Annotated in this window: 13 protein-coding genes and 1 tRNA gene; 8 read left to right on the top strand and 6 right to left on the bottom strand. The window is 47.1% G+C overall.

The genetic code is table 11. From position 1 onward, the window contains the following. Positions 1-23: 23 nt before the first annotated feature. The 4 genes from HMPREF1222_RS09050 to HMPREF1222_RS09035 all read left to right on the top strand — a co-directional run bounded on the left by HMPREF1222_RS09050 (position 24) and on the right by HMPREF1222_RS09035 (position 3,684). Positions 24-608 (top strand): flavin reductase family protein, encoded by a 585-nt coding sequence (locus tag HMPREF1222_RS09050; protein ID WP_016519128.1) that lies wholly within the window; start codon positions 24-26, stop codon positions 606-608. 116 nt (positions 609-724) lie between these two features. Further along, positions 725-1,954 (top strand): dicarboxylate/amino acid:cation symporter, encoded by a 1,230-nt coding sequence (locus HMPREF1222_RS09045; protein WP_006188944.1) that lies wholly within the window; start codon positions 725-727, stop codon positions 1,952-1,954. A gap of 48 nt (positions 1,955-2,002) precedes the next feature. Next, positions 2,003-3,373, top strand: a complete 1,371-nt coding sequence (locus HMPREF1222_RS09040; RefSeq protein WP_016519127.1) for a CCA tRNA nucleotidyltransferase — start codon at positions 2,003-2,005, stop codon at positions 3,371-3,373. A gap of 50 nt (positions 3,374-3,423) precedes the next feature. Then, a complete protein-coding gene (locus HMPREF1222_RS09035; RefSeq protein WP_006188942.1) occupies positions 3,424-3,684 on the top strand; it encodes a hypothetical protein in 261 nt (86 codons plus the stop codon). A gap of 87 nt (positions 3,685-3,771) precedes the next feature. Here HMPREF1222_RS09035 and HMPREF1222_RS09030 read toward each other — a convergent pair whose 3' ends face one another. Next, a complete protein-coding gene (locus tag HMPREF1222_RS09030; RefSeq protein ID WP_016519126.1) occupies positions 3,772-4,419 on the bottom strand; it encodes a peroxiredoxin in 648 nt (215 codons plus the stop codon). A 106-nt stretch (positions 4,420-4,525) separates the two neighbouring features. After that, the gene (locus HMPREF1222_RS09025; protein WP_016519125.1) at positions 4,526-5,260 is read right to left on the bottom strand and encodes a DUF2715 domain-containing protein; all 735 of its coding nucleotides are present in this window, start codon (positions 5,258-5,260) and stop codon (positions 4,526-4,528) included. Positions 5,261-5,445: 185 nt separating this feature from the next. Here HMPREF1222_RS09025 and HMPREF1222_RS09020 point away from each other — a divergent pair, with 185 nt between their 5' ends. The 3 genes from HMPREF1222_RS09020 to HMPREF1222_RS09010 are packed head-to-tail and all read left to right on the top strand — an operon-like array spanning position 5,446 to position 7,873. Then, complete coding sequence (locus tag HMPREF1222_RS09020) at positions 5,446-6,327, top strand: hypothetical protein (RefSeq protein WP_016519124.1); 882 nt, start codon at positions 5,446-5,448, stop codon at positions 6,325-6,327. Next, complete coding sequence (locus HMPREF1222_RS09015; RefSeq protein ID WP_016519123.1) at positions 6,327-7,067, top strand: RluA family pseudouridine synthase; 741 nt, start codon at positions 6,327-6,329, stop codon at positions 7,065-7,067. The genes HMPREF1222_RS09020 and HMPREF1222_RS09015 overlap by 1 nt, the downstream gene beginning before the upstream one ends. Positions 7,068-7,108: 41 nt before the next feature. Beyond that, positions 7,109-7,873 (top strand): IclR family transcriptional regulator, encoded by a 765-nt coding sequence (locus tag HMPREF1222_RS09010; RefSeq protein ID WP_016519122.1) that lies wholly within the window; start codon positions 7,109-7,111, stop codon positions 7,871-7,873. A 79-nt stretch (positions 7,874-7,952) separates the two neighbouring features. On the opposite strand, the gene HMPREF1222_RS09005 is transcribed toward HMPREF1222_RS09010, so the two are convergent. Together HMPREF1222_RS09005 and HMPREF1222_RS09000 are read right to left on the bottom strand one after the other, a co-directional pair. Then, positions 7,953-9,389, bottom strand: coding sequence for an aldehyde dehydrogenase family protein (locus HMPREF1222_RS09005; RefSeq protein ID WP_016519121.1), 1,437 nt, complete (start codon positions 9,387-9,389; stop codon positions 7,953-7,955). 63 nt (positions 9,390-9,452) lie between these two features. After that, positions 9,453-10,622 (bottom strand): FIST signal transduction protein, encoded by a 1,170-nt coding sequence (locus HMPREF1222_RS09000; protein WP_006188935.1) that lies wholly within the window; start codon positions 10,620-10,622, stop codon positions 9,453-9,455. Between the two features lie 457 nt (positions 10,623-11,079). Here HMPREF1222_RS09000 and HMPREF1222_RS08995 point away from each other — a divergent pair. Further along, positions 11,080-11,151: transfer RNA gene (locus tag HMPREF1222_RS08995), tRNA-Cys, on the top strand. A gap of 57 nt (positions 11,152-11,208) precedes the next feature. Here the strand turns inward: HMPREF1222_RS08995 and HMPREF1222_RS08990 are convergent. Further along, a complete protein-coding gene (locus HMPREF1222_RS08990) occupies positions 11,209-12,120 on the bottom strand; it encodes a TatD family hydrolase (RefSeq protein ID WP_016519119.1) in 912 nt (303 codons plus the stop codon). A 28-nt stretch (positions 12,121-12,148) separates the two neighbouring features. Beyond that, positions 12,149-12,670, bottom strand: a complete 522-nt coding sequence (locus HMPREF1222_RS08985) for a DUF6115 domain-containing protein (protein WP_016519118.1) — start codon at positions 12,668-12,670, stop codon at positions 12,149-12,151. Positions 12,671-12,672: the final 2 nt, after the last annotated feature.

Raw genomic sequence — 12,672 nt, 5'->3', positions numbered from 1 at the left:
TGAGGGGTATATAGGAGAACACAATGCAGAAAAATGCAAAGAAAGAATTGGGAGTTCACCCTTTCTTATTCCCGATGCCGGTATTAATGGTAGCAACCTACGGCGAGGATGGAAAAGTCGATGTGATGAACATGGCTTGGGGTGGTATTTGTGCCGAAAATATGGTGTTGATGAATATCGATGAAAGCCATAAGACAGCGGCCAATCTCAAACACAAGCAGGCGTTTACGCTTAGTGTCGCCGATATTCCTCATATAGCGGAAGCGGATTTTTTCGGGATTGCAAGCGGAAATAAGATGCCGGATAAATTTGAACGCAGCGGCTTAACTGCGGTAAAAAGCAAGAAGGTTGATGCGCCGATTATCGAGGAGTTTCCGCTCACACTTGAATGCAAAGTTGTGGAAATAAAAAACGCTGTGTTCGGATTTTATGTTGTCGGAGAAATTGTCGGGGTTCTGGCTGATGAGGCGGTTTTAAACGAAAAAGGCAAGGTTGAATCGGCAAAACTGAACGCATTCATTTTTGATCAATTCCAAAACGGCTACTATGCAATCGGCGAAAAAGTCGGACAGGCATGGAAGTCCGGTGTAGGTTTGATGAAAAAATAAGCCTTTCTTACGGGGATAAGGTTGTCTCAAAAGCCGATTACTTTTTCGACAGCCCATCCCCATTGTAAGTCCAATTGAGTTGACGCAGTACAATCTTTGAGTTACACTCAACCGTTATGAAAATTTGGCTGAAATATCTTATCGGTATTGTGTTGGGCGTAACCTTTGCGCTCGTTGCGGGAACCGAAAATGCGCTGTTTATAGAAGCGGCAGACTTTTTATCAAAAGCAGCGGTACAGTTCGGACGGTATGCCCTCTATCCGGCGGTGTTTTTCGGATTTACGCTCAGCATCTTTGAATTACGCGAAAATAGAAGTTTGCTGAAAGTAGCGCTTATTACCGGTCTTATTATCTGCGCGGCCGCATTACTGCTTTCCTTTATCGGATTACTGTCAGTGCTGCTTCATACACCAGCCCGGATTCCTATTTTTGTAGAAGGTATTTCGGATATACAAGTTCTCGGCGTTAGAGAATCGCTGCTGCAATTATTTCCTTCAAGTGCGTTTGAAGCGGTTATAAACGGAACATACATCCTGCCGCTCTGTATTTTCGGCGGGTTTGCAGGAGCCGGTTGTGCAGTTGACAGAAATATTGCCAAACCGGCAATCACGCTTATCGACTCTCTTGCACGGATTTCTTATGCAGTGCTTGTCTTTTTTGTTGATATGCTAATGCTCGGCATGGTAGCCGTTTCAGCCTATTGGGTGATTAAATTCCACGAGATGCTGCTGACTGCGGTTTTTGCCGATTTTGCAATTCTACTCATTGCCGATCTATTGATTATAGCCCTTGTGATTTATCCCCTCTTATTAAAGATTTTTTGCCGCGATATCAATCCGTATCGGGTGCTCTACGCAAGTCTTGCTCCTATGCTGGCGGCATTCTTTTCGCAGGACACTCATGTTGCGCTGGCCGTATTGCTGCGCCACTCCAACGAAAGCCTCGGTGTACGCCGGCGTATTTCTTCCGTCGTGCTTCCCATCTTCTCCATTTTCGGCAGAGCAGGTTCCTCATTAGTCATCACCGTCAGCTTCATCGTGATACTAAAGTCTTATTCAAGTCTTTCGCTCAACATTCAAGATATGTTCTGGCTGGTAGGAATAGCCTCTCTATTTTCGTGTTTGCTTGGCAGGTTCCCCGCTGGCGGTACTTACATTGCACTGGCATCCGTATGTGCGCTGTACGGACGGGGTTTTGAATCAGGATATTTGATTTTACGCCCTGCCGCTTTTTTTATCGGAGCTGTCGCTGCCGCGCTTAACGCACTGACTGCAATAACGGGAACCTATATCACGGCATACCGGTTTAATATGACCGGCAGAAAAGATTTACGGTTCTTTATCTAACCGGAATCCATCCTGTATTGAAGCATTAAACTAGTAACGTATAAAATTATGGAAAAAAAATTCCCCGTTCCGGCTCTGCTCAAGGAAATCAGCGGATATTTCCGGAATGCAGGCTTTTCGGCATATCTTGTAGGCGGCGCAGTTCGTGACTTTTTCTTAAAGAAAGCGGCGAGCGATTGGGACATTGCAACCGACGCGCAGCCGCAAGAGGTGATGTGCTTATTCCGGCGGACTATTCCAACCGGCATAGAGCACGGTACCGTTACCATCATCTATAAAAGTAAGCATATCGAATGCACTACCTTCCGTACCGAGGCGAATTATACCGATGGGCGCCACCCTGCTGCGGTTTCATATACGGCAACCATAGAAGAAGACCTTTCGCGCCGCGACTTTACTATGAATGCGATTGCGGTTTCTTTACCTGACGGCATAATCGCCGATCCTTTTAACGGCTGCGCGGATATCCGTGCAGGGCGGATCCGGACAGTCGGAAATCCGCTTGACCGCTTCTTGGAGGATGGATTGCGCCCCGTCCGAGCCGTCCGGTTCGCAGCGCAGCTCGGTTTCGCTATCGACGGCAAAACGCTGGAGGCAATTCCGCAGGCGTTACATATCACCCAAAAAATTTCTATTGAACGCTTCCGCGAAGAATTTACCAAAATGCTTGCCTGCCCTGCCCCGCTTACCGGCTTACGGCTCATGGAAAGTACGGGACTGCTGAACCTCTTTATTCCGGAATTGGCGGAATGCCGCGGCGTGGAACAAGGAAGCTTTCATCATTTTGATGTACTTGACCATAGCTTTTTAGTTTGCAATGCCTGTCCTGCGGGGATGGAGCATATCCATATCCGGCTCGCAGGCCTTTTCCACGATATAGGGAAGCCCGCTACCCGTAAGCAGGCGGCGGACGGCAGCTATACCTTTTACCGCCACGAAGCCGTGTCCGAAGAGATAACGCGCAGCATTATGCGGCGCCTTAAATACTCCAATGCAGAAATAGAAAAAACCGCTCACTTAGTTGCCCAGCACATGTTTCATTACGACCCTTCATGGACAGATGCTGCCGTCCGCCGCTTTATCGTCCGCGTAGGAAAAGAAAATATCGATGATTTATTTGCGTTAAGAAAGGCTGATGTTTTCGGGCTTACCGGCTCTTATACGGAACCGAACTTCCTTGTAGAATTTACTGCGAGGATCGATAAGATTCTAAAAGAGGACGGAGCATATAGCCTTAAAGATTTGGCGGTGAACGGAAAGGATTTAATGGTGCTCGGTATTCCGGCGGGGAAATGTCTCGGCCTTGTCCTGCACGACCTTTTGGAAACGGTATTGGACGACCCCGCACAAAACACCAAGGAGACGCTCTTACCTATTGCTTCCGCGATTTACGAGCGGATACGGCGCTTTCAGTATTAGTTTTTAACCTAACCGCATTGCAAGCTTCCATATCCGATCGGGACGGCACTATGGAAATCGAATGGATGCAGGGTTTTACTTTATCAACTGAGTGGAAAGGTTTTTGGACAGCTACGGATACCGAAATCACCTTTACCGTAAGAAATAAAGAAACCGAAACGTGGACAAACGGAGCAAAAAAAGAAACCCGCGAAAGTATGAATGCATCGTGGAAACTCCAATACACCCGCACCGATGACACACTCACACTGAGCGGCAACGACTTACCTAAAGAGCTGGCAAACCTTACCTTGGCGCGCCAAGGACGCTAAACGCAAGGTTTCCTTAGATATTTTTAACTCCTGCGGCTATGCTTTATCGGATAGCCGCAGGTAAATTTTGTTATTTTATAATATCGTTTACTTTAATGCCTTGTGGCAGAACCACCAGTCAAAGCCTTCGTATTCCTTCAGTCTCTTTTGTGCATCTTTTACATTAGAAGCCGGCGGTACAATTGCATGATCTTTAATCAAACCGTTATTCGGCCAGTTAGCAGGCAATGCCACATCTTCTTTGTCGGAAATCTGCAATGCCTTTACCGCACGCAAAATTTCGTCCATGTTTCTGCCGATTTCCTGCGGATAATACAGTACCAACCGGAGTGTTCCTTCGGGATCGACAATGAATACCGCACGAACCGTGTTTGTGCCCTTACCGGGGTGCAGCAGTCCGAGTGCATTTGCAATGGAATCGTTTGCAGCGATAACCGGAAAGGTAATCTGCACATTGAGTTTGTCCTTCATCCATTCAATCCATTTGATATGACTGAATACCTGATCGACGGAAAGACCGACCAATTTTACACCGAGTTTTTCAAATTCGGGCATCAGTTCCTGAAAGCCGACAAATTCGGTTGTGCATACGGGAGTGAAATCAGCAGGATGGCTGAACACGATAAACCACGAACCTTTCAGGTCTGCCGGTAATGTCATCGGGCCTTGTGTGGTTTGAACTTTCAAAGTGGGAAATGTATCGCCTAAGAGCGGCATGTTATTTCTTTCGTCCATAAGTATCTCCTTGATATTAGTAATGATTCTTAATATACCACATCGTATAAAAAAAGGCAAGAGGTAAATCACCGATATACATCCCGCCGGAATTCTTTTTTTGTGACTAAAACCTTAGAGTAGCGGCGATTCTGAGTGTAAAGGTATTTCCCAGCCCAACAGTTCCGGTAACTTTACGCTTTTCTGCAGACGAATTTGAGCTTTTATCGCTGAGAAAAATACCGGAGACACCGAGCATATCGTGTATGCCGATTGCGATGCCGACGTGCTGTGTAAAGAGATACTGTACTCCAAGGTGTAGTGCAATCGGTGTTACGGTATAATATACATTTTCTGAAATCTGCACATTCTGCAGTGTCCAAAAGTGTCCCAGTGCAGCTCCCGGCCCGATACCGAAATGAATGCTGAACGGCTGCTTAACGCCATAGGTATACCCGAACAGTACTTGCTCATCAAGAATAAAGCCTATAACACGCTGAGTCTCGTTCCCAAAACCGCCCTTTTTAAAGAGCGTAATCGGGAACCCTATATTATTGATAACACTCAGGGTAAAACCGCTGCTTTCATGGGTAAAGTGTATGTCCAAGCCGCTTGATGGAACCGGTATGGTATACGTAACAGCTTTTTCAGACACCACCGAATGTTCCGGATCTTCTGCATTTTGTATTTCAAAAAAGCTCTGTACCGTATGGACAGTTCCTCCTATACCGGGAGAAAAAGTAATTTCTGCAGCGCAAAAAGGAATGCAAATAAACAAAAGAGACAATAGTGCTATGCCCTTTTTTACCCGTCTATTCATAGCCGCATTTACCGTAACTCCAAGAATGCCGTTTAATTTCATAAAACATCTCCTCCGTACTTATGGGAGCCCCTAAAAGCTCGGTTAGTTGTTAAAGGTTCCCTTATATGTAACAATCTGTTATTGAGGCTAGCATTGCATGTATCAAATGTCAAGCATTTATATTCACCGTAACCGCGCGTTTTTCTCTTGTAGTTTTTTTGCCGTTATGCGATGATAGTTCCCTGATGATTGATATTTATGCTGAAATCCGCAAGCGGTACGGAAATGTCCGCCGTGCCCGCGGTTATTATCTATACACGGAAAAAAACGTCCGCTTGCTTGACCTCTGGCTTGACGGCGGAACAGCAATTTTAGGGCGAAGAACGGGGCAGGCGAATTTGGTCTGCAAGCAATTCCTCGATAAGGGCTTAACCGGCTTTTTGCCGACCAAGGCCGACGCTCAATTACGGCGTGCGCTGGAAGCCCTACTGCCGGATTATCCCGTTATCCGCTGGTATGCAACCCGAGAGAAGGCGGAACAAATAGCCGGTTCCGCGCTGCAGTCCTACCCGAAAGAAGCCGCACAGCCGCTGCCGGTATGGCGTCCGTTTCTCGGCATTGACACCGGCAGCGTAAACGGTACCGTTGCGGAAACAGCCCCTATTACACTGGTAACGCCCGCCTATCCGGTTCCCTGCGGAATTATCGCTGCCTGCAGCCGGTTTGAAGCATCCTTGCCGCCTTCCGATGCGCTGTTCCCGCCGCTTGCCTATAGCCTTGCGCGGGCGTTTTTCGATCTGAAACGTAACATAGATGAAGAACACGCCGAACCGGTGCAAAACTGCGGAGCTGCAGGGCGCAGCGAAAGAATAAGCCGCACGATAGCGAAACGGCGGCAAGCGGTGCTTAACAGGAAAGCCGAAGCGGAGCGTCTGCTTCCCGGTGTATGGACACAAAAAGGCTGGTATCTTTTCCCGCATATTCCCGAAGCAGAATACCCTGCGCTTTTTATGCAGGCGCTCGACGCCCGCGTATTAATCTCTCCCGAATACGGTACGCCTTCCATTTTACCCGATTACGAAAGCTACACGGAATTGATCCTATTTTTAAAATCAAGGAACGGTTAATGAAAAAAACTCCCTTTACGCTGATTTATGCCGATGACGATATGATAGCCGTAAATAAAGCTGCCGGACTTTTAGTCGCTGCCGACCGCTGGGATGCGGAAGCTCCGCGGCTTGATTTGCTTATTCAAAAAGAACTGCCGCAGATTGCCCCTTCATGTAACAAACTCTATGCGGTGCATAGAATCGATAAAGACACCTCCGGTATTTTGCTCTATGCGCTTAATGCGGAAGCGCACCGTACGTTGAATACCGCGTTTCAGAATAGAGAAATAAAAAAAACGTACCGGCTGCTGATTCACGGACGGGTATCGGAAGAACAGTTCACCGTCGATCTGCCGCTGCGTGCCGACGGAGATGCGTTACACCGTACCGTTGTCGATAAGCGGCGGGGCAAGGAGGCGGTAACGCATTTTACGGTGCTGGAAACCTTCCGGCAGTTCTCCTTACTGGAGGCGTGCCCCGTTACCGGTAGGACGCACCAGATTAGGGCTCATCTTGCGGCAGCCGGCTATCCGATTGTCTGCGATTCGCTTTACGGCAGCGGCAAACCGGTACTCCTTTCCGAGCTTAAACAGAGATGGCGCGGCGATGTATATACGGAACAGCCCCTTATCGGGCGGCTTGCACTGCATGCCTATCGGCTTGAAGGCGTCCATCCCCGCAGCGGACAGCCGTTTGCCTTTACCGCGGAATACGCCAAGGATTTTAAGAGTACGGTGCATCAGCTTCAAAAGCTATAGGAGAGTGTTACAGTTGTTGAAAAATTTAACGGAGGTATGCCATGGCAGATGAGCGCGGTGTTCAGTCTATTGAACGGGCATTTGATATCATCGAAGCGGTAGCGACAAGTAAAAATTCTGCCGTCTTGACGGAAATTGCCGAAAAAACCGGCCTGCATAAAAGTACGGCATATCGCATTATTTCGACACTACTTAAACGAGGGTATTTAAAAAAGAACGAAGACGGTACCTATAAAATCGGATTAAAACTTATCGAAGCGGCAAGCTATTATATCGACAGTTTACAATTACAAACTGAAGTGCGCCCGTATATTGCGCAGATTACGGCAAAGTTTGGGCTTACATCTCATTTGGGAGTTTTGGAAGGTGATAAAGTAGTTTATATCGAAAAAATGGATATATTTTCAAATATCAAATTGTATTCACAAATAGGGCTGCGGATGCCTGCATACTGTTCTTCGCTCGGCAAGTGTCTTTTAGCGAATTTTTCAAATACACAGCTTCGCTCTATTATGGGGCAAACCGAATTTACCCGCTTTACCCATAATACGATTACAACGATTGAAGCGTTACAAAAAGAAATCGATACGGTTAGGCAACAAGGGTGGGCAATCGATAACGAAGAATTCGAAATCGGACACCGCTGTATTGGAGCACCGGTCTATGATTATCGGGGTGATATAATTGCGGCAATAAGCGCGAGCGGTAACACGAGTATACTCACCGATGCACGCATTCCGGAAATAGCGGAATATTTAAAGCAGACCGCTGTGGAGATTTCTCAGAATATGGGCTATGTCCTGTAGAAATACTTCGTTTTTGCTTGTAAGCATAAAAAAAGCGCTCCCGAGTATTTTTTTTCCCGAAAGCGCTTTTTAAAGCTTGTTATGCTTCAATAATATTTTTTAATACAACTGTTTTTACCTTCGTCATTTCATTGAACGTAGACATAACGCCTTCCGTGCCGATACCGCTGTGCTTCCAACCGCCAAAGGGCATTTCGAATGAGCGATAAAAACTTGCACCGTTGATAACCGCTTCGCCTGCTTCCATCGCATTCGCAACTTTAAATGCGCGTTTTTGACTGCGTGAGAATACGCAGCTCGACAAGCCGAATATGGAATTGTTGGCAATTTCGATTGCTTCGTCGTCGGTGTCAAATCCGATAATCGGTACGACAGGCCCGAATATTTCCATATCTTTTGCAACGTCAGCTGTTTTGGGAACATCTACGATGACGGTCGGCTCATAGAAAGCACCGTTGCGTTTTCCGCCCAGCACAATTTTTCCGCCCTGCTCGACTGTCTTTTGCACTTGTTTTTCAACCTGTATTGCCGCTTTTTCGCTGATAAGACAGGCAATTTTCGTATCTTCTTCGGCAGGATCACCGAATTTCAGCTGCTTGATTCTGGCAACGGTTTTTTTCGCAAACTCTTCTTTTAACGAGTTGTGAATGATAAAGCGCTTACTTGCGCAGCATACCTGTCCGGTATTGTACATGCGTCCCCATACCAGCTCCTCGACCGCTAAATCGACATCGCCGTCATCCAGCACAATAAACGCATCGTTTCCACCCAACTCCAAGGCCGTATGCGTAAGATTTGCTGCAGCTTTGATTGCCGAATCGATACCGACTTCAGTGCTTCCCGTCAGCGTAACCAAGCCGACCCGCTTGTCGGAAACAGCATAGCTTTTAACTGATCCGGGAGCCGTAACGCATTGAATGGCGCCGTCGGGCACACCTGCTTGAACAAGCAGCTCAGTCAGCCGCATCAGTGTCAGCGGGTTATCCGATGAAGGAAGTACGAGCGCGGAGTTTCCCATCATCAACGCGGGAGCTACTTTTTGATCGAATAGATCGCACGGGAAATTGAACGGGATGATACACACGACAACGCCGACCGGTTCTCTGAGTACCATCTGCATTGTTGTCTGCTGTCCTGCTTCCGTTCCCTGTGGAATAATCGTACCGTAAAAATGCTTTGCGCGTTCAATAAATCCGCTAAAGCCGATCGTAACATTCCCGATTTCAGCACGCGCTTCGGTTATGGGCTTTCCGTTTTCGCTCGATAGCAGCCGAGCCAAATCTTCATGCGCATTTTGCACGAAGCTCAGGAATTTATACAACACTTCGGCACGCTTAAACACAGGCACTTTTGCCCATTCTTTTTGCCCGCGAACGGCAGCCGTAATGGCCAAATCCAAATCTTTTTCGTTTGCTCGCGGTACGCTGTCAATCACTTTACCGGTTGCAGGCGCGATTACGCCAAAAGTTTGGCCGCTTGTGCTGTCCGTCTTTTTTCCATTGATAATCATCTTCATAATTGTACCTCTTGTCGGGCATCTCCAAAAATCTTACCGAGTTATCAGAAACGCCCCGTTAACTTACTTTTCGCCGAACGCCGTAAAGGACAGCATAAGACCGCCACACGTATTGCGTCCGTCGTCTTCGTAGCCGTATTCGCCGAATGTAAATTCAACGATAAACGGAATTGCCCCCACTTCTTTTTTAATTGCCGCTGTCAATTCGTTTATTCGGTCGCCGATACCGATCCGTCTGCCGCCGCAGTGAACCAAGTGGAAACCGGCTACCGGTACTTTCATCTTTGCCTTTAAGTCGGCAAGAGCTGTACTTACGGCTTTTATTAAACCATCGGTATCGCTTTCGAGGAGCGCAATCGCTGTTCCGATTGCCAAATTGTTTCCTACCGCGATTGAACCGTCATCATTGCCGTTCATCGGATGGCGTACCGCAATCAAATCACCTAAGGGATCTTTTACACCAAGGGGGTTTGTGATTGAACGCACCAGCAGATTACCTCCCTCCGTGTCTTTTGCGCTTGCTCCCGTCCACTCGCGGTACTGCTCAATGGCCGGCTTTCCGTTGATTTCCACAAGTGTCCGTTCTTTTGCTACTTTGGTGATGACACCGTATTTACCGGTCTCTTTGTAGCCGCCGGTATATTTGTTTGCGAAACCGGCTTTTGTATAGAAAAAGGCAACAGCCGCACCTCCGCCGGTTATCGTTTTGTCTGTAAAGAGCTTCCATTCACCTGAAAGCGTATTGTCCGCCGCGCTGCCTCCGAAAAGAGGAACTCTGCCTACGACATCGGAAACGCCTTTCAAATAGTGCTCTTCTTCGCCCGGGGGAGCGACCATGTACATATATGCAGGCGCTTCCTGTTTACCGGCGGCAGCGAGAGCCTGTTTTGCAAGGTTTCGCCCCGTTTCGCGGGCAGTTCCGCTTTTTGCCATCCCTGCCGTTCCGACCGTCAAATCGGTACCGGACAGCGCCATCATTCCGACATAGCCTTTTTCGCCGGTTACAAAACCGTCCTGCGTAACGACACCGGAAAATGATGTATTTCCGATTAACGGTACACCCGGAAGTTCTTCACCAATCGCTTTTAACAAAGCCTGCTGGTTATACGACACACCGCTGTATACAAACACAAGCTTCGGATCGTGTAGCGCATGCTTTATTTTCTGTGCGCATTCCTTGCCTGCCAGAGCCGCATCTGGAGTATTGCTGCTCGCAGTTTGTACTTTTAACATAAACGCCTCCTATTAAAGATTAAAAAGTTTTTATAAAACCTTATAATTTTATGATAGGAGCAGAATTTTCACCTGTCAATGAAAATAAAAAGAGCTGGTTCTGTATATCAAAAATCGAATTTCACGATACGAAACAATATGTCCCTAAGGAATTTTCGCACATTTTTTCGACAACAGAGCAAACGCATCAGGCAGAGAAGATAAAAAATCGCAGAAAAAATGAAGTTGTGAAACCATTTGAACCATCTTCAACTGTTGTGCATCCGTGTACAACAGTTGAAGGCGAGTTTTGTGCGTGCACAAAACATCGCTTCTGTATGGAACCACTGCCATCCTTGGCAGTTCTGGTCGAATAGCCTCAATTTTTCTGCGGGGTTATTTAAACACCGACTGATGCATTTGCCCTGACGAACCTCTTGCATAAGATACCGGTTTCTGCTATAGTAGCACCATTATCGGCGCCGTGCCCAAGTGGTAAGGGAGAGGTCTGCAAAACCTTCATTCATCAGTTCGATTCTGATCGGCGCCTTTTATTTTAGTCATACAGAAGCTTAAAAACCCCGATACTCTGCATCGGGGTTTTTAATTAAACGGATAATCCGAACGCGCAATTAAAATTCCGCACAATCATATCGCTAAATTCTTTTACAACAGTATCGGATATGTTGATTTCCGCGAGCGAAACCGTGCACGATTCATACTGTTTGATAATGCCTGTCCGCCTTACCGCATCGGAGCCGGCTGGTTGCAGCGTACCGGTTCCTGCGTACCGGAGTTTTGCACATTGCGCCGTAACCGCTATAATATCGCGGGGATGGGAGTATTCTTCGGCTTTGAGCCTCATATACGGCGCATCCGTCTCCGTTAGAATGCGGGTACTATCGAATGAGGCAGCCATTGCGCATACGGATTTCTGCCCGCGGAGTACTGCCTTGCCGAGCGAAAAATAGGCGTTGACGCCTTTTTTGAGAAATGCCGACGCCTCTTGAGGACTGCCTCCCCAGCCGTGGAAGATAACCGCCGGCAGTTTTTTTAACCGAGGTACCGAATCAAATATGAGCGGCAGCGCTTTCCGGCAATGAATCACCACCGGCAGCTGAAAGTTGTGTGCCCATCGTAATTGCATATCCCATACTGTTTGCTGCATCGGCAAGAGTTGTTTATACTCATCATTAAAAAGATCGAATCCGCATTCTCCAATTGCGTGGATTTGCCGTGTTTCCAAAAGGCGGTATAAAAACTCGGCTTCATCCATTACCGGATTTTGAGGATGGATACCGAAGGAAAAAAGTATGCGCTGTGTACTCGTATGTGAATCGGAGCTATCGCATAAACCGTGTTTAAAAAGACTGCGGTGCCGCTCATATTCGGTATGATCATGCGCCGAACAACAAAGCGACACCGGTTGAGCAAACTGTCCGTCTAAAATACCCGTGCTGCCGGAAGCGGCGCAGCAATCGAGATAATCTGCAGGGTGAAGATGGGCGTCGATGTACATAATATATACATTAAAAAGACTACACAACTTATCCGTCTATAGAGAGAATAAGGGCAATTTCGCCGAGGGGCAGGTCGACCTTTTCGGCAATAAAGTCAATCGAGAAGCCTTGGCGTGCAAGTTCGATAACCTGTTCCCGCGGGTTTAAAAGCGGAGAAGCGTGTGTCGCCGCTTCGGGCATACCGATCGGTTTTTTATAGATCATCACGGTATTTTTTTTCGTATCGGCAGACACTTCAGCTTCTTTTTGATTAGGATTTCGGTAGCGCTCCAGAAACTCTTTTTGTGCATTCCATTTTTCATGTTCCTGTTCAACGAGGGCGATATGTTTATCCGTGTCCGAAAGCAATTTTTCTATCTGTTGAATTTTATCTTCAAGTATCGTTACCGCATGATCCGATTCATGTTCAATATCGATAATCAGCCGATTAACTTCTTCCCGAATGCGATCCCGGTACGCATTTTGCGAAAAATTATGCGATGTCTTCCGATAGAAAATAATCATCAAAATAATATTAATACAGAGAAGTATCAAAGAAGCAATAAACATAG

The organism is Treponema vincentii F0403 (genome assembly GCF_000412995.1).
GTDB lineage: Bacteria > Spirochaetota > Spirochaetia > Treponematales > Treponemataceae > Treponema > Treponema vincentii.
Note: the sequence above shows the minus strand (reverse complement) of the source record. Positions and strands in the feature narration are given on the sequence as shown.